Source organism: Dictyobacter arantiisoli, assembly GCF_008326305.1.
Lineage (GTDB): Bacteria > Chloroflexota > Ktedonobacteria > Ktedonobacterales > Ktedonobacteraceae > Dictyobacter > Dictyobacter arantiisoli.
On sequence record NZ_BIXY01000090.1, the window covers coordinates 1 to 25,228 of the forward strand.

The window sequence follows — 25,228 nt, forward strand, 5'->3', positions numbered from 1 at the left end:
CGTCGTGGGTCTGGGAGGGCCTGAAGTGCTTCGTACAGTGAGAGCAACGAAAGGCTTTCTTCATTCGTCACGGATGCTCTCTTGAGCGTCAAGGTAGTATAATCCATATGAGATTTCCTTTGTAGTTTTGAAGTTTTTTGTATTCTACAAGGAAATCTCTTTTTTTTCACCTCCTCTAGGAGAATTGGAAAGCCCTGCTATTTTCACAAATGGGATTGTTTTTTCCTGCTGCATCGATTATAATTACTCATAATTCTTATATACTATCTCACTACCACTTGAGTCCACAAGATTTACAAGTAGGAAGGATGGCATCGAACCATCGCGGGAAAGCCTCCGTTTTCTGGCCGAGCGTCTGGCCTTATCCCTGGCAGACCTGGAAACCCTGGCCCAACAATATCACGAGACCGTCAATATTACCAGCCATCATCAGATATGCTACGAAGAACTCCATCGAACAATCACAACGTATCTTCAAAACAAAGATACGCTCAAGGCTATTCCGCTGTTACAGAATTTGTCATTTTCCTGCATTCCCGCCGTCTTACGCTGGCGGCTGGCAGCCCTGCGCGGACAATGTTATTTCGAGCAGAGAAAATTTCTGCTCGCCCAACAGGATTTTATCTATGCCTTGCACGAACTGCCAGCAGCATCTATACTCACAGACGAACGGCACCATGAATTGACAATTTTGCATTTGCAGCTCGCTGGGACGTATCGGGAACTCCAACAACTTGACGCGGCTTTGGACCATTATAAGACGACATTGCAAATGATCAATAGCCAGACTCCTTTGGGCTATAGCGCTGAAGCCCATTGGGGGATCGCACTGATTGCCAGCACACAGGTCGCCCAGCCCCTCCCTCTGGCAAATTCAAGCCTGGCAGCACATACGAAAGCACAGGAAGATCAATTACGCACAGCCCTGGCACATGCTCTTAGATCTGGTTTCAGCCAGCAACAACGCCATGAGCACGCCAGATGATGCACTTGCTGGCGACAACATGCTATAGTATATACACAGGACTCTCAATAAGACTTTCTCATACTCGCAAAACAGGTCGGTAGCAGCGTCCAATGGGGACGATCAGCACAACAAGGGAGAGCACATTGCCATGCTAAAGCCAATCACGGGCCAATATGAATGTGTACACAGCGCGGGCGTAGGCTTAGAATATTTCACCTCGCGCATTGATCGACTGGTCCTTCAGGCCGATGGACGCTTTGTGCTCACAATCCAGAATCGCAGTCGCGCCATCAACGCCGCTCAATCCTTCATCAAAGGCGAGCAGGCTACCACCGTCGCGCCCGAAACACGACTCGAAGGCACCTATAGCCAGCAAGATCTCGTCGTCAGTATGCTCTTCGCCAATGGGGGAAGCGAGCAGGCGCAACTCGCACCAGACGGCAGCACCCTGCAGGTCGGACCAAACAAATTCACCAAAGTCTCCGACTCTACCTTCCTGCCACCCACCCACCGTCTGCAAAAAGATATGGATGACATTGCTAAAGGACTCAAGATCGCCAGTACGCTGGGAGGTATGGCTGTCAAAGCCGTCAAGACCGTCCAGGGCACGATTCAGGCAGTTCAGGGGAGCAATACCAACACCAACACCAATACATATACGCCCCCAACCAATCAAGGGGCACCATCGGTTGCGCCGAATACATCGCGCACACCGCAACAGCCACTCAATCAGCCCTATTACCAACCGGCCACGCCACCGGTTGCGCCAGCAGGACCACCACCGCACAACAATCCAATCCCACCACAGCTGGTATCTACCACCGCGCAACCGACCACAGCTCCCATCTTCTGTGATCAATGTGGAGCCCGAGCACGGCCCGGCAAACGCTTCTGCAACAACTGCGGAGCCCGCCTCCCCTGATAAAATACCCCCTAAATAATCCTGATGGGCTTTGCTACCCATGATGGATCTACGGGTGTGACGTTTCTTTGGTCAGAGACTCATAGGCCGCGATGATGCGTTGCATCTGTTGGGGATCACCACCGCAATCGGGATGGTAGCGCTTCGCCAGTTTGCGATAACGCCGCTTAATCTGATCAGGGGTCGCGTTAGAGGGCAATCCCAATACTGCCAGAGCCTGCTGGCGCTGCATAAAAGTGCGCGCTGGATTGGCAGGACTGCGCCAGAAGGCCCGCGCACTGATACGTACGGCATCCCATAAGAGAAAAACTATTGATTTTGGTCGTTGTGCACCCATGTTGCTTCTTTTCATCCCTGTCTAACAGATATGTAATACTACTATACGCTATTCTTCGCCTTAATGAAACGCACTCTTGCTATGACTCGTGAATAATGTATCCGAAATAACAGTTCTACAGTATCAGAGATGAGAAAACAAAATCGGACGTGCAGAAAATAATATGTATCACCACCGATTTACAGCGTTTCTCAACACACAACTGAACTGATTTGCATACATTTTACTCTATAGTAATAGCCAGAGAGGTGCGCACATGGCAAGTGATACAAGGACGCGGGAGCATGATTCGCTCACCCGTAAAACAACAGGGATTGTCTCGTCGGCAAGCAAAGAAACCCGGCCATTACGGCAATTCTTTACCAAATTCAACAATGATTGGGCTATGACATTTTCGGGCGCGCTGGCCTATAGTCTGCTTACCGCCATGCTCCCCATCGCGATTGCAATCGTCGCGATTGTAGGCCTGGTGATACCTGGAGAAACAGTCCTGAATGCGCTCCATGGTATTCCAGGCTTAAGCGGAGCCCAACAGGATCTCTTTGTAAGTGTGACCAAACGTCTGAATGCATCGGCTGGCTTTCTCGTCGTCATCGCTGTCGTTCTGGCGATCTTTGGTGGTTCCCGCCTCTTCATTGCCATCGAAGGCAGCATGGATATCATCTATCGCGTCCGACCACGTACCTTTTTCTGGCAGAATCTGATCGCCATTGGCATGATGATCGTGTTTGCGATTCTCACGCCAATCATGATTTTTGCCTCGACCCTGCCCTCACTCGTTCTGAATATCATCGCCAACAATCCAGCACTGAAAACCATTCCCTTTCTCTCGACCCTCGCCTCTAATGGTTTCATGGTACAGATCGCCGGTTATGCGGGCGGTTTGATCGCCGCCTTCCTGCTCTTCGAGGCCATCTATATGGTCGTGCCGAATCAGAAGATTAACCTGCGCAATAGCTGGCAGGGAGCCATCGTAGCAGCGGTCCTGCTGGAAGCCTTCATCATACTCTTTCCAGTCTATACCAGCCGTTTCATGAATAGCTATACAGGACAGATTGGCTTTGCAATTGTACTACTGGCCTTCTTCTACTACTTTGCCGTCATCCTGTTGCTGGGAGCTGAGGTCAATGCCTACTTCTTTGAGGGCGTACAACCACTCCCCAATAATCTGGCGACCTTTGTCAGCACAATGGGCGCTCGTCTCAACAAAGACCGCCCTGAAGCCGAGTCCAGTCATCATATCAATCCGCAACCAACCGAAAAGGCTGACGACCGCCATATTGAGGACGCCGTAGAAAATGATAACGATACAGCTAATCATGGAAATACAACTGCCGATACTGCACAACATGGGAATAGCCGGTCCCAGCAGAAACCAGTCGCGCAACCAGCCAGCTATCAGCCCGTTGGCAAAAAAAAAAGATTAGCGACGACGAAGCCAGGTAAAGTCAGTACAGCTATCAGCATCGTCGCCGGCTCGGCGCTAACGGTGTTGATCGAGACCCTGCGTTTGCGCCGAGGAAAATAAATGTTCCGCAAGTTCGCGGATACGCCCGGATTGGTTGGCAATACCAGCGAGCAGAGCCGCTCCGCTGGCTGCCTCAAAGCCTACCAGTTCGGGTTTACTCTGAGGATACAGGAAAAACTGATACAGATCCGCGAAATAGTCAATCATGACATCCTTCAGCAACCGACCATCCTCACGCTGTGTACAACGATCCAATAACACCACATCCTCAATATGATGGATCGCCATCAGGCCCGCCAGTTCACGCGCTAACTGCTCGGTCAGCGCCTGCTCCACGAGAGCATCGGCCAGCATAGCGGCAGGCTCAAGAGAAAGTAACCACTCACCCACGCCATCGACAGGTTGTCCCTCTTTGACCACCACCAACCGATATCCGGTATCCAATAATTCCAACAGGCAAAAGGTCATCTCATGCCAGGAAGCATCCTGCTCCTGCATCGTTGCCAGCAGGGAAATCGTGATCCCCAGCGTACGGGCACTCCCCAGGCTGGGACGCAGCAAGCGACGATGTACAGGAATAGTCGCCAGATATTTGACGGCTGGCAGAATCTCAATGTGCTGTGAAATGGTCTTCAAGGATGTCAGTACATTGAGCAGCGACGCATCAACGGATAAGGCAGCCAGCTCCTCATCTGACAAAGATTGTGGAAAGGCCACCTGCGGCTCCTGTGGCAGAATCAGCATAATAGCAAGCGCAAGCTCTGGATGGAGGCTTGCAGTCTGTTGAACAAAGGCGATGAGAGCATTCGCATCACCAAAAACGCGGCCCTCCACAGGGAGAGTATTCTCAGCCACGCAGATCTTCATACACGTATTGGAGGCATAATCAATGCCAATCGAAACAGCCATAACACTCCTTCAAGGACAGATACATAGTGCTCTCCATTATAACATGCGAGCATTGATACCTCAGCCATTGACTTGCAAGGAAAGCGGGGTGCAGGGGCGGCAGCCTCTGACGGAGCGCGATGGCAGGCATGCCGGGGGCATGACAGTCCTCGCATCTTCCCTCTTCCACCACCTGGAAGGACGGAGAGCCTAATATATGTTGCAGGAAAGATACAAGGCACCTTTCCTGCAACATATATGACAAACTATCAAGGCAATCAGCGAAATCAGATCTTTCCGGTAGTGCATTTCTTGACGCAAGCTAGCCTGATCTGCTACACTTTGACTCAACAAGAGAAAAGCTCCACGCGCTATCGTTTGCTATGTGGCTGGCAATAGTCATTCCCGGCACACCGACTGTACCAGGATAGAACAGGACATTTCATTCAGAGGTCAGTGATTTTATGGATAATGAGACCCCTTTATCTATGCAGAGCCAGGAGCATACACGCTTGCTAAAGGCTCTGCGTGAGAGTGAACTGTTACGCGAATTGTCGGAATTGCTGGCATCTTCACTGGATACAACCCGGATTCTCCAGGTGCTGGTGAAACGGGCAACCGAAGCATGCGATGTTGCACGCTGTGCCGTCTGGTTGCTCGATGATTCCCGCACAAAATTTCTCCCATCCGCCTATCATACAGCAGTACAGAACTTGCAGGGCAAACCGTTACAGATTGCTGACCGCATCTGGCGTCAGAGTTCGCTCGCCTTTGATCATCCTCTTGTCCAACAACTATTCAATGAAAAAGGACTGCTGATCCTTGAAGATCTTCAGCTTGAGAAAAAGCGTCTGCCGCTGGCAGAAAAGTTTCTGGTACGCTCAATCTTACTGGTCGCGTTAATCCGAGAGGATAGGCTGGTGGGATTGATGTCGCTGGATAATCCTGGACAACTGGTTGATTTTACGCACGATCAACAACAACTTGCCCGCGCAATTGGACAACAAGCGGCGGCGGCGATCGATAATGCGCGCCTCTATCAAGCGGCCCAGGTAGAGCGTCAACGGGCCGAACGGTTGATAGAAAGAGCACAATCTATTTATCAAGTGGCGATGGTGGTTAATTCCGGTGAGGAACTCCCGCATGTGCTGGATGTCGCCGCGCTTCATCTGGCGAGCGGCTTGCAGGTTCAACAGGCCTGTATCGCAGTCCTGGATAAGGATCACCTGAAGCTCGCCAATCAGAGCGCCTTACCACTGATTGTCAGCGCACCACCCGCCCAACTCTCAGCCTTTCCGCATTGCAGCGCCGCTATCAAACAACAGGCACCCCAGTTCGTCTATCACGATCAACTCAGTGACGCGGAACAGATCTGGTTTAAGCATCTGGGCATGGAACACGTCTTAATCCTCCCCCTACTGGTTGGTGGAAGTTCAATGGTAGCCATGAATGACATGAATAGTATCAATGGTTCTCATAGCAGTAAGAAAGGTCGCTATCTGGAGAAGCGCGGCATCGGATTTGCCTTTGTCAATTATCGCCGCAATAGCAGACCTCCCTCCTCTGGCTATCTGGCCTTCGCACAGGATATTGCCGCGCACTGTGCCCTGGCGATTGAGAAGACCTATCATCTTGCCGAAGCGCAACGCGCCGAGGCCCTCGCCAACGAACGCGCCAACACCCTCGATGCCGTCTTCAATGCCATGACCGAAGGCCTGATTGTACTGGACCATCAGGGCAAGGTTGTACTCAGCAACGAGAACGCAGCCCATTTTATGGGACTCACGCAACGCAGTAAAAAACAACTTGCCGCCTATCTGCAACAGCATCCCGTCTACACCATCTCAGGTCAACCCCTGGCACCCGAACATTTTCCACTTACACGCGCCCTGCATGGCGAACGCATTCGAGGCGAACGCTTCCTCAATAAAAATGCGGATGGCGTTGAACATGCCATCGAAGTCAATATCGAGCCTCTGCTGGACAATGATCATCGCAAGATTGGTATTGTCAGCGCCTTTCGCGATATTACCGAGCAGGTACGCGTCGAGCGGCGCATCCGCCGTGCCCTGGAAACGATGCTCCATGCCGCTGAAGCCGTCTCAGGTGTAACCGACATGAAAGAGATCCTCTATCGGGTACTGGCAATGACCCTGACTGCTCTCAATAGCGAACGAGGCGTGATCCAGATCTATAACGAAACAACCCGGAGCTTTATCCCCCTGATCTCAATAGGTTTTACTCGCGAAGAGGTCGCCTGCTGGCTACAAGAGCAAGCGCACTGGCTGGCCCCCGATCAAGATGCCTCTCTACGCTTCCATGAACGCATGAAAGAGGGGCATGCCACGCTGATCACCGAAGATAAGCATTGTCAGGAGAGCAATACCGTCGAACGCATGCTCGTGCTCGCCACTCCTATCACCCATAATAAGCGCCTGCTTGGCATGCTCATGCTTGACCGTTCGATAAACTATAAGAAATATGCGCCTCCTGAACAAGAGGAGACACAACCCTTGCCCATGCACGAGTTCAACGCCTGGGATATGGCGATCATCGAAGGGATTGCACAATTCGCGGGATTGGCTATCGAGCAGACTCACTGGCAGCAGGAGGCGGCAATCGCCCGCACCAATGAGGCCACGATGCGCGAATCCAATGCCCTCAAAGACGAATTCCTTGCCATCACCGCGCATGAATTTCGCACGCCACTCACGATCATTCTGGCCCATAGCCAGATGATGTCCCGACAACTCGGAAAAAGCAGCGACGTTCCATCCTCACTGCGTGAGCGCATGGATGAGAGCATCGCCATTCTTGAAGAGCAGACACGCGACCTGACCAATATTGTCAACACCTTCCTGGAAGTAACGCACCTCAATCGAGGACAAATCGAGCTCAAGCAGGAGGAATTGGATAGCGCGGAACTGATCAAAGAGAGCGTCACCAAAGCCAGTATCACCTCGGGTATCCATCAGATCAGCTATCTCATCGAAGAGGAGGAGCGGCCCTATCTGATCAAAGGCGACAAAGCCAGGCTACAACAAATCTTCACCAATCTCCTCCAGAACGCCATCAAATACAGTCCCGAGGGTGGTCCCATCAGCGCCGAACTGAGCCAATCAGAAACGAGAAAAGAAATACGCATCGTGATTGCCGATCAAGGTATCGGCGTACCGCTGGAGGCGCAGCAACATCTTTTCGAACGTTTTTATCGTGCCCCCAATATCACAAACAGTCAGGCGCGCGGCGTCGGCCTGGGCCTCTACCTCGTCGCCGAATTTGTCCGTCTGCATGGAGGAAGCATCAGCGTCGAAAGCAGCGGCATCCCCGGCCAGGGAAGCCGCTTCATTCTCACCTTCCCCGCAGCCTGAATGTCGACAATCTGCAATAAGTTTGCTTCACCTCTAAAGTGGGTTGCTATGGTTTGCGTGTATTATATCAAAGGAGAAGCATATGTTAGATCAAGAACACCAGACAAGCAGTGGCGGAAACATTATCAATATACGAAAACTTGCAGCTCTAGATCTTGTCTTTCATGGTTCCAGATTGGTTCTCGCTGAATTTGCGATAGCGGTGATCGTTTGTGGTAGCATTGGAATCTTCAACCTCTTCGCCTTCTTCCGCAATCCCAATCATTCGCTCTTCACGCTTATCATAGGTTTGATTCTCTGCTGGATTGGCCTGAACTATGTGCCACTGCTGCTCTATGCGATCAGTATAGTGAGGGGCAAGAGTGCTCAGCAGGAGGTAGCATTCGAGCTTGAACACAAAGAGATCTATGCGCGCAAATATACGCTTCAATCGATGTGGCTTCTACTGCTTACACTTGTCATACCTATACTCTCTCTTATGCAAGAAAGACAAAAACGCTCCCATCACGAGCATTAATAACCAATGACGTATGATGAATCGGCCCTTGTGGGACAGCATAGGCTGCGACAAGGGCCAGATTAGGATCTTAGAAGAGTTCACCCAGCAGGATAATGTAGTTAAAGATGGTGTGATTCGCGGTCGGCGCGGTCAGGTGAACGGTGAAACTTACCTGCGGCTGCAATGAGATGTACTGTACGACGACCGGACCGGGATTGGTGGTCAGCGTGACAAGCACTACACTGGAGGCAGTTATATAGGGATTTGGCACGGAGGCATCACTTTGTCCACTTTCAAAGCTGCCAGAACCGGATAATGAGCCGCGCCGCGCCCTGGCTTCCGTGACCGATCCTGCCTCGATCGCGGCAGAAAGCTCTGGCATGGCACGCGTCTCCGCATGGTCGAGACGCCACGCCTGCATCTGCCCACTGGTCATACCCGCTGCTTCAGGCATGGATTTGACGGTGGGTAAGTGCATACTCGTTGAACCTGTCACTTCGCCTGTATGCTTCTGCTCTCGCTCTCGCTCTCGCCGCGTGGCAATCGCGGAGAGATGCATGCCCGTTGTCTCAGCCGTGACCGATGGATGGGGAGCATCCAGATTGTGAAGCAAGCGCTGTCCCTCATCGCCGGTCATGGCGATGGTAGTGTCTGGCGCGCTATAGCTGGCAAGTGTCGGTTCAGCATGATGCGCCTGAGGGCTCTGTTTCGATGGCGCAGTCGCGGTGGCGGTGGCGCCGGGTACAACTTCCAGGCGCACACGTGTTGTGCGGCCCGCCAAACGTTGTCGTTGTGATCCAACTGGCAAAGCATCGGTACACCTTGCCAGCGGACCCACAGGAAGCGATACACTGCGTTCCCGGGACATTTCTCCAGTCATACCGTTTATACCAGTCATAGTAGAAGCCGTACACACCTCTATATCCGCAATTGAGGATAGCGACGAGGCTTTCAGGCCTATTGTCATTGTTTGCTCTCCCGCCGGCGCAGTCAGTGCCAGAGCATCCGCAGGTTGAGGGGCTGAATTAAACGCCACAAAGGACGAAGTCAGCCGTTGCGCAAAGCGCATTAAAATGTTCGTATTTTGGGTCGTGGTATTGGGCTTCCTCTCCCCCACCTCACCAGAAGGAACAACAGCATATGAAGCCAAATCAGCGACAGCATGATCCTCAGAATGAATGGCCTCCACGACTCTTGACTGAAGGCTCAGACGCGGCGGGACAAAAGACTTCTCCGGGGCTGACAAATGCGCATTTGTCAGCCCATGCTCATCTTCATCCAGCCAGCACAATTCATCGAGGGGAGAGGATCCTAACGTCTCTTCAACCGAGACCGAAAGATCCTGACGTTCTCGTGCTACACGAGAAAGCCATGCCTGCTGATTTTGCCCATTAGGTTCTTCATTCAAAACCATCACAGCTCCCGATATCCAACGCACATGATATGCTTACGATACAGTTTGAAATATATAAGGGCATTATAGCATAAATACAGTAAACAAGAACAAAGATAGCACATTTGCCTTATAGGAAAAACACAGGTATACCATCAAACGGCAAGAGAAGCGCGATAGGAATTTGGTACATTAATCATAGCCTACTTGAAAGTCTATAGAGAACCCGCTACAATAGACCCTGATCATTAGATCGATACAAACATACCTATGTATGTTTGGCTGTAGACGTGGTGGGACGTCCTATTTCATCCAATAAAGGAAGGATTTTTCCTAAATGAAGCTTAACGGAACTCATAAATTCGCAACACACAGTGCGCAGGTTTTTTCTGCCATCCTCAATCCAGAGGTCTTAAAAGCGAGCATTCCAGGTGCCAGCAGCGTGCGCTACGTTGATCCTAGCAACCTGTTTGTTGAGATCAGCACATCCCTGCCAGGCTTGCGTGGTCCTTATGGTCTCACCATCAGCATTCCCCGTCAGCAGGCCCCCAGCTACGTAGAACTTCAGCTTGTACGTCAGGGTCGTGGCGGTTCTATCAATGCTCTTGCCCAGATCTCCCTGGCTGACGAAGCTGATGGCACCCTGCTCACCTACACCGCTAACGCCGAGTTAGAGGGTGCAGTTGCAGTGGCGAACAATCCACTGGGTCAGGGCATCGTAAAAAACCAGCTCAGCAGCTTCTTCAAAAATCTGGAAAAAAACATCGCCTAACCTCGACTTTGTACATTTTTGAAAACGTGAGCTCGAAAATGCGTCGCACTCGCCCTTTTCCTCAGGCTCAAAAGCCTAAAAATGTACAAAGTCGAACTAACAAAGTGTTTGATTCCCATGGTCTTCGCCATCTCTGTGCATGAGTTTTCGCACCGATGGCGCTCAAACCAATTTATAGTGTATATTGCTGTAAATGTGCATAGCACATTTACAGCAATATACACTATAAAGGGCGCAGGCGCGCACGCGCCTGCCACGGCATTATACGGTCTGTAGATGGGCCTGTAAGCAGTCAAAGAACCGGGTTGTCAATTTTTCTGATGTACTCCCCATCAAGCGAGCGCCCACGCTGGCAAGCGTCCCATTCACCAGCACATGCGCCTGCCAATCCATGCGCGTCTGTGCCTCAGCCAGGGATACCAGTTGCATTCTCCCACTGAGTTCCACCGTATTCCCCGGAGCCTTGCCGCGCGCCTTCACCACCATCAGTTCCGGTTCTCGCATCTCAGGGCGCGTCACATCCAGCGTAAACTTCGCACGCACCGGCCCGATGCCGACCGTCACCAGCATCTTCCAGTGCTCATCCCCCAGCGCTTCAAGACTTTGGAAACCCGGCGCACAGGCTGCCACCTTCCGCACATCCAACAAATAAGCCCAGACCGTTTCAATAGGGACCGTGAGCGTTTGCGAACCAGAAAAATCCATCTTCGTGACACCTTTCGCCCATCAAAATCACAACAGGAGAGATCAAGACACAACCTACAAACAACGCTCTCTTATCATCATATCACAAGCGGCCGAGCATAAAAAATCGCCTGTTACAGAAAAGGCCCAGAAAGCCCTCCGTTTTGAAACGGGGGATGAATGGGCGTTCCTTTGTGGGAGGGATAGTGGGGCAGGCTCATCTCGCATCGCACCCACCTCTCTGAAAGTGCTCTTTCCTCCTCTCCAGAACGTTCGCAGTTCGAGTGGGTTCCCTTTCATCAATCAGGTCCTGTCTTCTTGACCGGTATGAACAGGAGATGCTAAGATAGTATCAGAAGAGAGACGAAGAGATGTGAACCAGAGGAGTGGCGGATGTTGACGTACGAATATAAGCTGCAAGGGAATCGGGCACAGTATGCCGCCATTGAAGAAGCCCTCCGCGTCACGCAATTCATTCGCAACAAGTGTCTTCGTCTCTGGATGGATGAAAAAAGGATCGCTAAGAATGACCTGCAGGCTTATTGTGCCGTCCTGGCCCACGACTTCGATTTCGCTCACAAGCTCAATTCCCAGGCTCGTCAAGCCGCCGCAGATCGCGCCTGGCACGCTATCACCCGCTTCTATGAAAACTGCAAGAGCCAAAAGCCTGGGAAGAAAGGGTATCCGCGCTTTCAAAGAGACAACCGCAGTGTTGAATATAAGACGTCGGGCTGGAAGTTGGAAGCCGATGGGAACCATATCACGTTTCGCGATGGCTGTGGTATTGGGCGTCTCCGCTTGATTGGCACCCGCGCCATTGAAACCTTTCCCCTCCAGCAGATCAAGCGCGTGCGCATCATCAAACGGGCAGCTGGTTTTTTCTGTCAGTTTTGTGTGCAAGCAGACCGCGTGATTGACCATGTCCCCACAGGCACCTCCGTCGGCATTGATGTCGGGTTAAAGGCGTACTCTACGGACTCCAATGGCCACACCGTGGACAACCCGCGTCATTATCGCAAGGCAGAGGCGCGCTTGAAACGATTGCAGCGCCGTCTTTCTCGCAAGAAAAAAGGATCCAAGAATCGTCTCAAGGCTCGCCAGCGGCTCGCCAAGGCCCATTTGAAAGTTCAGAGGCAGCGTGAAGATTTTGCCCGCAAACAGGCAAACGCGCTTGTGATATCGCACGATCTCATTGCCTATGAAGACTTGAAGATTGCCAATATGGTCCGCAACCACCACCTCGCCAAATCGATCAATGATGCCGCCTGGGGGCAATTCCTCGCCTGGGTCAGCTATTATGGGGCACGGCACGCCATTGCGATTATCAAAGTTGCCCCACACTTCACTAGTCAGAACTGTAGTGGGTGTGGCACGCTCGTCAAGAAGTCGTTGAGCGTGCGAACCCACATCTGTCCCAACTGTGGTCTGGTGATGGACCGAGACAAGAACGCGGCAGGGAATATCCTGAAAAAAGCACAGAACGGTACCGCAGGGCATGCGGGAACTGATGCACCCGTGAGTGCATGAAACGCTTCTGGACATCGGACCGCTACTCTCCAGGAGCAATCCTGCTGAGCAAGTCGGATGGTGGAAAGAAGAATCCCCCGGATTTATCCGGGTGGAGTGTCAAAGCAACACTATGCATCCACAGAAAAGACAAGATTGCAACACATGTTGGATCACAATGCAGGAAGGCTTATCCAAATGTAGTGATTGACACCGATAGGACGTCCCAGCAATAATAAGAGTGGAGGATGTATGAAACAAGAATACAAAAATACCATCTATCTTATTCGACACGGTGAAAATCCCGCTAACCTGACACATGAGTTTTCCTATCAGCATGTTGACTATTCGTTAACGTCCAAAGGCGCGCTACAGGCCGCTCAGACCGCTGAATTCCTGCGTGAGAGGTATCCCATCGATAGTGTCTACTCATCGCCCCTCAAACGGGCACAGGAGACGGCACAACCTATCGCTACTGCCTTTCACCTTCCGATTACCATCATCGAAGCATTTCGTGAAATCAATATTGGTATATTAGAGGATGAGCCGCCCAGCGATAAAAACTGGCAATTGCATAATCGTATCGTACAGGATTGGGTTGAAGACAAAAAAGACTCGGCTTTTCCCGGTGGCGAAGATTATCACTCGTTGTTGAGGCGTATGCGCACAGGTCTGCACGCGGCCACCGAGGGCAAACAGGATCAACACATTGTGATCGTCGGGCATGGTGGCATCTTCACACGTACCATTCAGGATATCTGTCCCGAGATCGATCTAAAGATGCTCTATTCGACAGAAAATTATAACTGCTCCTTTAGCGAAATCGAGCTGATTACAACGCCTGATACTGTCAGAGGGACCGTCAAAGTCTGGGCATCCCATGCACATCTGTATGGAGAGGCCGCCAATGTGGTGCCGGGTACAGTCCTGCGAACTGCCGAGGCTGCTAAATATTAATGTCTACACAGGCGCAGAACAGCGCCCGCATGGGTTTGGTGAGGATGCCATACGTCGATCCAACGCTGAAGATCTGAGAAAGGCCCATCCTGCCCGATCAAGAATGATGGGCAGATGGGCATACTACACTGGTTGGTTTAATTCAGGCGATAGAACAGCGCTTTCAGGTAGGCTGTTTCAGGCATCGAATTGTGTACGGGATGATCCACGCCATGCGTCTGGGATTCGACCAGTTGCAGAGTGAGGCGCAGATGTTTGGCACAGGATTCGACGACTTCTTTGAGATCGTCCATACTGATCACACCCGAGCAGGAAGAGGTCATCAGGATGCCACCTGGATTTAAGAGTTGCAGTCCCAGCATATTGAGTCTGTGATACGCTTGAATGGCCTGGGCACGGTTGCCTTTCGATTTGGCAAAGGCTGGTGGATCGAGCACAACGATGTCAAACTTTTCGTTGTGGTCACGCGCTGCTTCAAGATATTCAAAGACATCCCCAACGATGAATTGGTGATCCGCGGGATCGATATCGTTCAGGATAAAGTTCTGGACCGCCGCTTCCATGGCTGATTCAGAGATGTCCACGCTGGTGACCGTCGCAGGCGCTTTCTTACTAACCGCCGAGTAGACAGAGAAGCCGCCGGTATAACTAAAGCAGTTCAAGACACGCTTGTGATGGGTATATTTGCGCAAGGAGGCACGCTTATCACGCTGATCCAGGAAGAGGCCGGTCTTCTGTCCATGCCAGACATCCACCAGAAACTTCACATTATTCTCAATTACCTCAATCTGCTCCGGCACCTCGCCGTAGAAGACGCGCGGCGGCTCAATATCTAATCCCTCACGACGGCGCGACTGGCTATCGTTACGCAAGAGGATACCGCGCGCATGGGTCTCCTCGATCAATACCTCAGCAATCTGCGGGAAAAGCTGTTCCATGCCCGCGGTATGGATCTGCGCCACCAGGATATCGGCATAGCGATCCACGATCAAGCCCGGCAAGCGATCTCCCTCTGAATTGATCATACGGTAGGTATTGGTATACTCGTTATCAAAGATTCTGCGCGTTGCCAGCGCCTGACGAATACGACGACGGAAAAAGCCAGCATCGATATAGTCATCAATCTCGCGCGTCAGGATGCGCACGGCGATATCGGTATTGGGATTATAATAGCCGCGCGCCACGAATTGTCCCGTCGCCGACTTCACATCGAGCAAACCGCCGGGCTCAACCCAACGTGGAGACTGCTGTAATGCTCCAGAAAAGATCCACAAATGACCGGCAAGCAGATGCTTCTCCTTATGAGGTTTTAAGCTTGCCGTAGGATATTTTATAACAGACACGATGCCACTTACTCCTTCAAATTTAGAAACCATGTAGATAATCGGTGTCATTATCTCATATATCACAATCCACTACCACCGTCTATGAGATGTTTCATATTCTCCCCTTGCCCGCTATACGGGCAGGGGAGAATAAAAAGGGGGGTTCGGGGACACCCCGAACCCCGGCAAGGGGACTGCGTTCCCCCTTGCATCCCCTGCTTGCGTTCTCCTTGCATCCTCTGCTTGCGCTGCTTGCTTCCTGCTGCTCACTATACGGGCAGGGGGACTGCGTTCCCTCTTGCTTCCTCTGCTTGCGTTGTTTCGGCTCGCGCCGGTGGGATTGTTAAGGGCGACTAGCCCTTAACCTGGGGTGTGGGGCTGTGCCCCACTCTTCTCTCTCCCCCCGCCGCAGGCGGCGAGTAAAAGAGACAAAAACAGTGAAGGTACCGTCGATGGTACCTTCACTGTTTTTGAATAATAAAATGATTGCGGGATAATAAAGATAGTTGAGTCGCTATTAGGGTTGTTTCTGTAAACGGATTGCGGCAATCACTGGATCAGTGTGATGCTCGGCCATACGGATTTCTGCTTTACGTAAATTGTTCGCGCTATTAATTAAAGCAATATGAGTGAATGCCTGGGGATAATTTCCCAGAGCGGCATTGTTTCGGGCGTCAATTTCTTCAGAGAATAATCCTAAGCGTCCAGCATACGAGGCTAATCGTTCGAAAAGTGAGCGGGCTTCATCCACACGACCCTGCATTGCCAGGTTGTCAACCAGCCAGAATGTGCAAATGGCAAATGTTCCTTCTTCACCCTCTAAACCATCATCCGAGAGATAGCGATAGACAAAACCGTGCTCATCCGTCAGGTTCTCGATGATGCGGTCTACGGTGGAACGCATGCGAGGATCATTGGGAGAAATGAAACCAACTAATGGCAACAGGAGATTCGAGGCATCCAACGAACCATTGCCATAGGATTGGGTGAAAGCACCAAGGTTGGTGTCATAGCCATTGATCAGGATGTCAGCACGGATCTGGTCACGGATAGCAATCCAGCGAGGTAGATCGGCCTCAAGCGCCATTTGTTCCGCGGCACGAATACCACGATCCAGGGCGACCCAGCACATGACTTTGGAATAGACGAAATGGCGTAAGCCACCACGTACTTCCCAGATACCACTATCCGGTTCCTGCCAGTGCTCGCAGACATAATCAACCAGCATACGCATCATCGACCACAACGGTCCATCTAAGGTCTCGCCATAGCGCTCGAAGCTACCCTGACGGCGATACATATGGATGCAATCCAACACTTCACCAAAGACGTCCATCTGCTTCTGTTCCGCAGCACCATTTCCGACGCGCACAGGACGAGAACCACCATAGCCGCTCAAGTGATAGAGCTCTTTTTCAGTTAAATCACGCTCACCACGAATACCATACATAATCTGGAGATCCTCACCGTTCGCGTAAGAGAGGCGACGCAACCAGTGAGTAAAGGCGCGCGCTTCTTCAGTGAAGCCCAGGACATTAAAGGCATACAGCGTAAAGGTAGCATCGCGCAACCAGGTAAAACGATAATCCCAGTTGCGTACACCACCCAGATGTTCTGGCAATGAGGTGGTTGGAGCAGCCACAATCGCTCCCGTAGGAGCATACGTCATCAATTTCAAGGCCAGCGCGCTCCGCTCAACTTTATCAGCATAGGGACCCTGGTAGTTACTACCGGCGATCCAGGTGCGCCAGGCATGCAGCGTATGGGCCAGTTCAGCATCAAAGTTTCGCGTAGGCAATTCTTCTTCTACCAGGCGACGAGCCGAACGGGCTGTCCGTCCCATACCAACCGCGAACAAGAGACGCTCACCCTCGCGCAGTGTTACCTGGGCAACCACGCTGGCATGTTTCGGCAGTTCATTCTGTTCAACATGCATTGAATAGGAAGGCAACAAGGACGCGCCCACAATAGCCAGGGCCACATTCTGCTGCTCGCTCGTGATCAAAGCCCCCAGATGCTGCGCATTCAGCTCAATTTTGCTTGCATCGGCGGCATAATTTGGGGTCACCTTCAAACGCATGGTCACCGACATCTCACCATGGACGCACTCCACGATACGCACCATACAATGACAGGAACCATCCTCACGAGTCCAGGTATTATTGTTCATGGCCTGATAGGGCCAGGCGCTCAACGTTTCGACGGGCATAAAATCCGTCAGTACCACCTCACCTGCGATACTAGCAAAGCGCGTCTGCAAAACATTACTGCCACGCAGATAGCGCTGCGAACCAGGGATATTGCCCTCCGTTGGGGCAATCTGGAAATATCCACCCTGTTCAGCATCTAGCAAACGACAAAAGATGGCCGGGCTATCAAAGTCCGGTAGACATCCCCAGTCCACCGACCCGTCTGGCGATACTAATACCGCGGAATGGCAGTCTCCAATGACGCCATACGAATTAATCGGCAGATAAGTGCGATTGAGTTCGTTCATCCCAACCATTACACAACACTTCTCTCTTTTGAAATTTGTATTCCCCGATCCTTGGCGAGCCAGGTGATTAGCCCTTACTGTCTTGTGGTCGGGTGGTCTTACAACAATCCTTAGAAACTTAGAAACTTAGAAGTTTCCTTAGAGATTCCTTAGAAACTTCATGAGCCCTATAACAAAGAAAAACGCAACAGACTAGAGATTGGTAACAAGATTTAAGAGGAATATTTTTTTTTAATAATTTGGTTCTTAAAAGCACTCCCAGAGGCTCTTAGTAAGGATAACAACTTCAGTCTTAAATATCCATTCTCTCTGGACAGAGGTAGCCTATATATGCTACCGTAAGTCTTAGTTACACACGGATTTCATGGCTGAGTCCGTTTCCTGACAGAGAAAGAGTAGCCACGATTAGTTCAAAAGGCAGGCGTGTATGCAAGCACTCCGACAGATATTACGTCATCCCGCTGGTCGCATTGGCATTACGGTAGGTCTGGCATGCGGCTTTGTCGCCGCAGCAATGGGAGAGGCCAGTAAAGCGTTGTTCTTCGTTGGCTTTTGCCGCTTTATCGCCGCGCGTATGAAAGCCTATCGCGCAAACGAATAAAAGTTCGGCGATCCCCATCCAACGAAGCCCGACCGCAGAGTTCGGGCCTTCGAGGGAAGTGTAGGTGCGTGCCGAGGTCGCAACCGAGGTGCGCTTGTCCCTTCCTCGTACGATTCCCACGCCTCGAAGCCCTGTATCCATTTCCCTGGGAGAGAGAGACGTTCGGGCCTTCTTTGCTCGTACGCGGCGAGGGGTCAGGATTGGAGCCAGCGGGCAACGTCGGGGGCGAAGTAAGTAATGATCATGTCGGCTCCGGCACGGCGAATGCCGGTTAAGATTTCCAGGACGACACGCTGTTCGTCGATCCAACCTTGCTGGGCGGCGGCTTTGACCATGGAATATTCTCCACTGACGTTGTAGGCGACCAGTGGCAGGTCGCAGTGATCGCGCACCTGACGGATCACGTCGAGATAGGAAAGGGCTGGCTTGACCATGACCATATCCGCTCCCTCCAGAATATCCTGCTCTAATTCACGCAGCGCCTCACGGACATTGGCGGGGTCCATCTGATAGGCCCGTCGATCTCCAAATTGTGGGGTAGAGCCAGCGGCGTCACGAAATGGCCCATAGAAGCCAGAGGCATACTTGATGGAGTAGGCCATGATGGGGGTCTGATTAAAGCCGTGCTCATCAAGGACACGGCGCAGAGCACCAACACGACCATCCATCATATCGGAGGGCGCGACAATATCAGCGCCAGCCTGAACGTGTGAGAGCGCCATCTGAGCCAGGAGTTGGAGCGACTCATCATTCTGCACCGTCCCATTATGGATCACGCCACAATGTCCATGACTGGTGTATTCACAGAGACAGACATCGGTGACGATCAAGGTCTCTGGCGACGCCTGCTTGATACGGCGAATGGCCTCCTGGATCACGCCATGCTCGGCATAGGCCTGAGAGCCAACTTCATCCTTCTGATTGGGGATACCGAAGAGCAGTACAGCTGGAATACCCAGTTGAGCCACACGCTGAACCTCGGCACCGATCTGGTCCAGCGGCCACTGCATAATACCAGGCATCGAAACAATCTCATGTGGCTCGCTGAGTCCTTCCGCCACAAAGAGCGGATAGATCAACTGATCCACACGCAGATGGGTTTCGCGGATCAAGCCACGTATCTTCTCGTTCTGGCGCAAACGGCGTAAACGGACGTTGGGAAAACTATTCATCAAACTCAACCTTTCCAGGCGTACCGCATGCCGCCCACCATGGGGCGGCTCTTTGTACGTCGCTAGGAATAAAATTTGCTATAGGGTACTGAAGCTTTTGGCGGCGGCACGAATGGTTTCGTCGAGCATGGCGTCGTCAAGGGCTAGCGAGATAAAACAGGACTCAAATTTGGATGGCGGGAGGTAGATGCCTTGCTCTAACATGCTCCAGAAATAGCTGGCGAAACGCCGGGTGTCGGACCGTTTGGCGTCTTCATAGTTATTAACTGGCTGCTCAGAGAAGTAAAGGCAGAACATAGCGCCAACGCGCACAAATTGCGCCTGAATATGGTTATCACGCAGCGCTTTTTGGAAGCCCTCTTCAATGCGCTGCCCCTTCTGTTCGAGCAGTTCATATTGTCCTGGCTTGCGCAACTCCTGAAGCGTGGCAATACCGGCAGCCATCGCCAGGGGATTGCCCGATAGCGTGCCTGCTTGATAAACCGGACCGGCTGGCGCGACCATGTTCATAATCTCACGCCGTCCACCATAGGCACCGACCGGCAGGCCACCGCCGATGATCTTGCCAAAACAGGTGAGATCAGGGGTAATGCCGACACGTTCTTGCATCCCTCCCAGGGCGACACGGAAGCCAGTCATCACCTCATCCACAATCAAGAGCGCGTGATGTTGCTGTGTCAGTTCGCGCAGTTTCTCCAGAAAGCCTGGCGCGGGCGGCACGAGTCCCATGTTGGCGGCGATTGGCTCGACAATCACGGCAGCAATATCATTGGGATAGGTGGCGAAGAGTTGCTCTACAGCGGCAGCATCGTTATAGCTGGCTGTCAGCGTGTCCAGAGTGGTCTGAGAGGGGACACCCGGGCTATCGGGCAAACCCATCGTCGCTACGCCCGAACCAGCCTGTACGAGCAGCATATCGGCATGCCCATGATAGCATCCGCTAAACTTGACAATCTTGCTGCGTCCCGTATAGGCACGGGCCAGGCGCAGGGCGCTCATCGTCGCCTCGGTTCCCGAATTGACAAAACGAATCACCTCGACCGAAGGCACGGCTTCAATCACCAGACGCGCTAGCTGGCTCTCAGCCTGCGTTGGAGCGCCATAGCTGAAACCTTTATGGCTGGCCGCAACCACCGCCTCCACCACTGAAGGATAGGTATGACCCAGGATCATCGGTCCCCAGGATTGGACATAATCCAGATAGCGATGGCCGTCAACATCATAAAGATAGGGTCCCTCGGCCCGCTCGATGAAGACGGGATCACCACCAACACCACGAAAGGCCCGTACGGGACTATTGACACCACCCGGCAAGAGCTGTTGCGCCTCCGCGAAGAGCGCCTGTGAACGTTCTAATGAAAAATCCCCTGTGAGCATACTGCTACAATCCCCCCTGATAAACCGCACCGTAAAGGTGCGGCCTACATTTACAATCCTAATGAACAAGAAAATCAGGCCCCAAGCGCGTCGAGGATCTGATCGAGGGGCTCGGAAATGCAGGTATACATGGGCGTGTCGCGCAAGGTGTACATGCTGGCTTCGGTCTCGCGCAGTTCCTGGACCAGATCCAGAAAGTCTGAGAGGTTGTCGGTCTCGAAGGCGACGACGAATTCCTGGTCATCAATACCAAAGGAATACGTGGTGTTGAGCGAGACACTGGGATAGGTCAGGCCGACGCGGATATGCTCACCCATCATGCGCTTGCGATCTTCCATTGACAAGGCGTACCAGGGGCGCGTCTTGACGAAAGGATAGACGAAGAGGTATTTGCGATCCTCAGGAGTGATGACGAGCCGGGGATCATGCGCACCACGCGCGTTCTTCCCGACATAGACCGAACGCTTGGTCATCGAGAGCATGGAACGCTCCTCGCGCAAATAGGGTCCCATCAGGCTGCGGCGGATCAGGCTATTAAAGCGGCGCAGATTGTCGATATTATAGGTGGCCTGCCAGATCATAAAATCAACGTCTGAACGCACACCATAAAGCGAGAAGGTGCGGATCAGCTCATCCTGGGCGGCATAATCGGCATAGATCTGAAGGAGTTGCCGCTTGCCCTTTTCACGGACATCTTCGGGTAGCAACTGCCACTGCTGATCCAATTTATAAAAGCTAAAGCGTACGAGCTGACGTGGCTGTTTTGGTTTTGGCCGGGCAGGGGCCACCTGGGCCTCTGTCTGCGTAACGTCATTAGTCTGCGATGTGATTGCTTGATCTACCATGTGCTTCCTCATAGAGAACTAACGCCTGCACCAGACCTGCGATGGTGAACTCGGCGGCCTCAATATCCACCTTGAGTCCCAGTTCGCGGGCGGTTTGGGACGTAATCGGACCAATACTGGCTAACAGGCTGTGATGCTGTATCAACTCCAGGGGAGACTCGAGAGAGTCAGCAGCACAACTTTGCAGCCAGGCAACAAAATTTCGGACAGTCGAAGAACTGGTAAAGGTAAGAATATCAAGCTGTCCCTGCTGTAAAAGTTGGAATACCTCATGTCCCCGTGCATCATCGCGAGCCACGGCCACAGTAAAATAGGCCGCCACCTCATCAACCAGTGCTCCGGCCTGCTGCAATTCAGTAACCAGGATTTTGCGAGCTTCCGCGGCACGAGCCAGCAGGATACACTGTCCCTGTAAGCTTGTTCCATGGCGCTCGGCGTCGGCCTGCAAGGCGTGAATCACGCCCTCGGCGATATATTCATCCGGGACCAGATCGGCGTTCAGACCATAGCCAGCCAGGGTCGCAGCCGTCGCAGGACCAATCGTCGCGATACGCACGCCACACAGTTCAGCTGGCTGATAGCCCAACGACTGTAAGCGCTGCATACAGATATCAACCCCGTTGGCACTGGTCAGCACCAGCCAGTTATAGACAGCATCAGCGGGATCAGCGGGAAAGAGACGACGCAATGCAGCATCCAACGCGCTCCAATCTCTGGGCGGCTCGATACGGATGGTCGGAAACTCGAGCGGGATTGCTCCCAGCATACGCAATTGTTCACTCAAAGCGCTGGCCTGCTCACGCGTACGAGTTACCAGCACCCGCTTTCCTCGTAAGGGAGAGCTATCAACAACCGCCATCGGCTCAGACATGGAATTGCTCCTGATTCTGCGACTGTGTCAAGGCTTCAATAATCTCCTGCGCGCCCTGCTCCAGGGCCAGTTCAGCCAGATGTACACCCAGTTGCTCGGCATCCAATAGCGTCGATTGCGCGTTCCAGGGAATCGCAGCTTGTACGCGAATACGACGTTGACCATCCAGGCTCGCGACCAATCCCCGGGCTGTCAGTTGATCATCTACCACCTGAGCATAGGCAGCAACCGGCAAATAGCAGCCCGCGCCCAGACGGCGCATAAACAGACGTTCAGCGTTGGTAGCAGCGTGGACCGTAAGATCCTGCAGTGGGGCCAATAAGGCAAGGATAGTGGGATCGTCGCGACATTCCAATGCCAGCGCGCCCTGACCCGGAGCGGGCAACATCATATCCACCGGGAAATACGTCAGGCGATCAGCCAGACGCTCCTGCAGATCCATACGATGCAAGCCAGCCGCAGCCAGTATAATACCATCATACTCACCGGCATCAAGTTTGCGCAGGCGCGTATCAACATTTCCGCGCAAAGACAGGATCTCGGCCTGAGGAACAAAATCACGGATCTGGGCGGTGCGACGCAGGCTACAGGTACCGATACGCAATGTGGCCGAGCGAGCATCCTGAGCATCCACAGGGGTCAACTGACCCGAAACGATCTGAAAAGGACGGCGCGAGATAAAGGCATCGCGGACATCCTCACGTGGACCCACAATCACCAGACGCAGATCGTCCGGCTGTTGTGTCGGCAAATCTTTCAGACTATGCACGGCCAGATCAATGCGATGCTCCTGCAAGGCATGCTCAATCTCAGTCACAAAGACGCCATCGCTCCCGATTTGTGACAGCGGCACCGATGTTACGCGGTCACCCGTCGTGTGGATCTGCTCAATCTCAATTTCAAGATTGGGCCATTGCTGATGCAATCGTTGACTTATCCACCGGGTTTGTATCATGGCGAGCTTGCTGGCTCGCGTTCCTATCGTCACTCGCATTGGTATTCTCTTCTAAATCAAACAAATAGCGCAGCGCCTCAGCATAGATATGACCCTCGCCCGCCGCCGCCGCATCCTTTAAGCGAAGCATGGGAGTATGTAATAATTTATTCATCAAGCGTCGGGTCAGTTCCTGGACCGCGCCCACTTCGCGCTCGGATAACGAGGAAGAAAGCTGCCGCAAAGCGCGGGCCAACTCCTGCTGGCGCACTGCATCGGCATGCTGGCGCAAATCGCTGATAGTATCCACCACGCTCAAAGAGGCCAGCCAACGCTCAAAAGACTGAACTTCTTCAGTAATAATCGTTTGTACATGCTCGGTTTCCTGCAAGCGCAGTTGAATACCATGCTCCACCTCGGATTGAAGATCATCCACATTATAGAGATGGATACCAGGCAAATCGGCGACCGCAGGCTCGATATCCCGTGGTAACGCAAGATCGATCAATAATAAAGAACGGCCGTCCCGTTGAGCAATGATCTGCTCCATCAGGTCGGCCGTGATGATGGCATGAGGTGCCTTCGTCGATGTAATCACCACATCGGCATCCACTAACGCGTCGGGAAGCTCCTGAAAAGGACGCAGACTGGCATCCAGAGACGTAGCCAGTTCAAGCGCATGGGCCTGAGTACGATTGACAATCACAACGCGCTGCGCCCCATTATCCTTCAAATTACGCGCCGCCAGTTCACTCATCTTCCCCGAACCCACCAGAAGAATATTAGCCTGATGGAAATCTGGCAGAAGGTGACGCGCTAACTGAACTGCGACATGGCTCATTGAGGCAGCATTACGGCTAATATTGGTTTCGCTACGTGCGCGCTTGCCAGCGACCAGTGCGGCACGAAATAAAGCGGAGGTCACTGGTCCAGCAAATCCACTGCCCTGCGCGATCTCTAACGCATCGGAGACCTGACCCTGGATTTGTGGTTCGCCAGGCACCAATGAATAAATCCCACTCGAAACGCCAAATAAATGAGCGACCGCCCGTTCATCTGCGAAACTAAAACAATGGGCCTCTAATTCAGCAAGCTCTATCTGACGAGTCTCACTTAACACACACAACAGATCAATTCGTCCCTGAATCACGTCCTGGCAGACCGCGTACAACTCCACGCGATTACAGGTTGAGAGAAAAACGCATTCGGAAGCAACCTCTCGAACCTTTTGCAATTGCTGGGGAATGTAACGCGCAGAACACGCGAGGCGCTCACGCAATGCAATAGGGGCGGTAGTGTAATCAACGCCAACAACAATGATATGCATGCAAACCTCATAAACCTCTAGAAAATTTATACTCTATAGAGATTTTAGCGTTTTTTTTCCATTCGTCAAGGCTCAGTAGCCCGATATCTTATCAGGAAAACACCCTAAGATTACCCTATATGCGTTGAAACACCCTGAAACAAGGAAGTAATCCATGCTTGTTTATGCACTATTTACCTGCTCTTTTTGGGTTCACCCCATAGGCGCGAACAGAAGCGGGATGGTTAAGGGTTGCACCCTTAACCTGGGGTTCGGGGCTGTGCCCCGGTCTCTCACTCCCCTCGCGCCGCCGCGTGCGGCGGCGAAGAAAAGAAGAAAAAGAGGTATTTGGGGGCACCCCAAACTCCGGCAAAGGGCTCACCGCCCTTTGCAATCCCGCTTGTAAAGCCTTACGTTCGCGCCTAAGAGGCTCCTCCCAGGAGGCGAAAAAAAGTTGTATCATATCAACATTATTTAGAGTGAATTGATGGTGCTCAAGCACTATGCGGAATCGGTAGACGCCAACATGGCAGAGA

Annotated in this window: 21 protein-coding genes; 9 read left to right on the forward strand and 12 right to left on the reverse strand. The window is 52.3% G+C overall.

The features are described 5' to 3' along the window. Positions 1 to 517: 517 nt before the first annotated feature. Together F1593_RS22650 and F1593_RS22655 are read left to right on the forward strand one after the other, a co-directional pair. Positions 518 to 985, forward strand: coding sequence for a hypothetical protein (locus F1593_RS22650; RefSeq protein ID WP_149403840.1), 468 nt, complete (start codon positions 518 to 520; stop codon positions 983 to 985). Positions 986 to 1,115: 130 nt separating this feature from the next. Next, positions 1,116 to 1,889, forward strand: coding sequence for a zinc ribbon domain-containing protein (locus F1593_RS22655; protein WP_149403841.1), 774 nt, complete (start codon positions 1,116 to 1,118; stop codon positions 1,887 to 1,889). Positions 1,890 to 1,938: 49 nt separating this feature from the next. Here F1593_RS22655 and F1593_RS22660 read toward each other — a convergent pair whose 3' ends face one another. Next, a complete protein-coding gene (locus F1593_RS22660) occupies positions 1,939 to 2,226 on the reverse strand; it encodes a J domain-containing protein (protein ID WP_172632361.1) in 288 nt (95 codons plus the stop codon). A 256-nt stretch (positions 2,227 to 2,482) separates the two neighbouring features. On the opposite strand from F1593_RS22660, the gene F1593_RS22665 reads away from it, so the two are divergent. Then, the gene (locus F1593_RS22665; protein ID WP_149403843.1) at positions 2,483 to 3,754 is read left to right on the forward strand and encodes a YihY/virulence factor BrkB family protein; all 1,272 of its coding nucleotides are present in this window, start codon (positions 2,483 to 2,485) and stop codon (positions 3,752 to 3,754) included. Here F1593_RS22665 and F1593_RS22670 read toward each other — a convergent pair. Beyond that, positions 3,710 to 4,603 carry a DUF1464 family protein gene (locus F1593_RS22670; RefSeq protein ID WP_149403844.1) on the reverse strand — a complete coding sequence of 298 codons (894 nt, stop codon included), beginning with the start codon at positions 4,601 to 4,603 and terminating at the stop codon, positions 3,710 to 3,712. The genes F1593_RS22665 and F1593_RS22670 overlap by 45 nt on opposite strands. Before the next feature lie 443 nt (positions 4,604 to 5,046). Here F1593_RS22670 and F1593_RS22675 point away from each other — a divergent pair, with 443 nt between their 5' ends. Continuing rightward, positions 5,047 to 7,953, forward strand: coding sequence for an ATP-binding protein (locus tag F1593_RS22675; protein ID WP_149403845.1), 2,907 nt, complete (start codon positions 5,047 to 5,049; stop codon positions 7,951 to 7,953). Between the two features lie 82 nt (positions 7,954 to 8,035). Next, positions 8,036 to 8,470, forward strand: a complete 435-nt coding sequence (locus F1593_RS22680) for a hypothetical protein (RefSeq protein WP_149403846.1) — start codon at positions 8,036 to 8,038, stop codon at positions 8,468 to 8,470. Positions 8,471 to 8,540: 70 nt separating this feature from the next. Here the strand turns inward: F1593_RS22680 and F1593_RS22685 are convergent, their stop codons facing one another. Continuing rightward, positions 8,541 to 9,860 carry a hypothetical protein gene (locus F1593_RS22685; protein ID WP_149403847.1) on the reverse strand — a complete coding sequence of 440 codons (1,320 nt, stop codon included), beginning with the start codon at positions 9,858 to 9,860 and terminating at the stop codon, positions 8,541 to 8,543. Between the two features lie 322 nt (positions 9,861 to 10,182). Here F1593_RS22685 and F1593_RS22690 point away from each other — a divergent pair, with 322 nt between their 5' ends. Continuing rightward, positions 10,183 to 10,617, forward strand: coding sequence for an SRPBCC family protein (locus F1593_RS22690; protein WP_149403848.1), 435 nt, complete (start codon positions 10,183 to 10,185; stop codon positions 10,615 to 10,617). A 261-nt stretch (positions 10,618 to 10,878) separates the two neighbouring features. On the opposite strand, the gene F1593_RS22695 is transcribed toward F1593_RS22690, so the two are convergent. Further along, positions 10,879 to 11,322 (reverse strand): SRPBCC family protein, encoded by a 444-nt coding sequence (locus F1593_RS22695; RefSeq protein ID WP_149403849.1) that lies wholly within the window; start codon positions 11,320 to 11,322, stop codon positions 10,879 to 10,881. A 372-nt stretch (positions 11,323 to 11,694) separates the two neighbouring features. Here F1593_RS22695 and F1593_RS22700 point away from each other — a divergent pair, with 372 nt between their 5' ends. After that, positions 11,695 to 12,828, forward strand: coding sequence for an RNA-guided endonuclease InsQ/TnpB family protein (locus F1593_RS22700; RefSeq protein ID WP_149403850.1), 1,134 nt, complete (start codon positions 11,695 to 11,697; stop codon positions 12,826 to 12,828). Between the two features lie 231 nt (positions 12,829 to 13,059). Continuing rightward, complete coding sequence (locus F1593_RS22705; RefSeq protein ID WP_149403851.1) at positions 13,060 to 13,764, forward strand: histidine phosphatase family protein; 705 nt, start codon at positions 13,060 to 13,062, stop codon at positions 13,762 to 13,764. Positions 13,765 to 13,901: 137 nt separating this feature from the next. On the opposite strand, the gene F1593_RS22710 is transcribed toward F1593_RS22705, so the two are convergent. Beyond that, entirely contained in the window at positions 13,902 to 15,107 is a 1,206-nt protein-coding gene (locus tag F1593_RS22710; protein ID WP_172632362.1) for a class I SAM-dependent rRNA methyltransferase, read from the reverse strand. A gap of 499 nt (positions 15,108 to 15,606) precedes the next feature. Beyond that, a complete protein-coding gene (locus tag F1593_RS22715; protein WP_149403853.1) occupies positions 15,607 to 17,595 on the reverse strand; it encodes a glycoside hydrolase family 15 protein in 1,989 nt (662 codons plus the stop codon). 418 nt (positions 17,596 to 18,013) lie between these two features. On the opposite strand from F1593_RS22715, the gene F1593_RS28580 reads away from it, so the two are divergent. Further along, on the forward strand, positions 18,014 to 18,187 hold the full coding sequence (locus tag F1593_RS28580; RefSeq protein ID WP_172632363.1) for a hypothetical protein: 174 nt from the start codon (positions 18,014 to 18,016) through the stop codon (positions 18,185 to 18,187). A 194-nt stretch (positions 18,188 to 18,381) separates the two neighbouring features. On the opposite strand, the gene hemB is transcribed toward F1593_RS28580, so the two are convergent. From hemB to hemA, 6 genes are all read right to left on the reverse strand, one after another. Continuing rightward, on the reverse strand, positions 18,382 to 19,359 hold the full coding sequence (hemB, locus tag F1593_RS22720) for a porphobilinogen synthase (RefSeq protein WP_149403854.1): 978 nt from the start codon (positions 19,357 to 19,359) through the stop codon (positions 18,382 to 18,384). 78 nt (positions 19,360 to 19,437) lie between these two features. Further along, the gene (gene hemL / locus F1593_RS22725) at positions 19,438 to 20,736 is read right to left on the reverse strand and encodes a glutamate-1-semialdehyde 2,1-aminomutase (RefSeq protein ID WP_149403855.1); all 1,299 of its coding nucleotides are present in this window, start codon (positions 20,734 to 20,736) and stop codon (positions 19,438 to 19,440) included. A gap of 74 nt (positions 20,737 to 20,810) precedes the next feature. Then, a complete protein-coding gene (locus F1593_RS22730; protein WP_149403856.1) occupies positions 20,811 to 21,581 on the reverse strand; it encodes a chlorite dismutase family protein in 771 nt (256 codons plus the stop codon). Next, positions 21,550 to 22,452, reverse strand: a complete 903-nt coding sequence (locus F1593_RS22735) for a uroporphyrinogen-III synthase (RefSeq protein WP_149403857.1) — start codon at positions 22,450 to 22,452, stop codon at positions 21,550 to 21,552. Before F1593_RS22735 ends, F1593_RS22730 begins: the two co-directional genes overlap by 32 nt. Beyond that, positions 22,445 to 23,446, reverse strand: coding sequence for a hydroxymethylbilane synthase (gene hemC / locus F1593_RS22740; RefSeq protein ID WP_149403858.1), 1,002 nt, complete (start codon positions 23,444 to 23,446; stop codon positions 22,445 to 22,447). The genes F1593_RS22735 and hemC overlap by 8 nt, the downstream gene beginning before the upstream one ends. After that, positions 23,352 to 24,713, reverse strand: a complete 1,362-nt coding sequence (gene hemA, locus F1593_RS22745; protein WP_149403859.1) for a glutamyl-tRNA reductase — start codon at positions 24,711 to 24,713, stop codon at positions 23,352 to 23,354. Before hemA ends, hemC begins: the two co-directional genes overlap by 95 nt. Positions 24,714 to 25,228 lie beyond the last annotated feature (515 nt).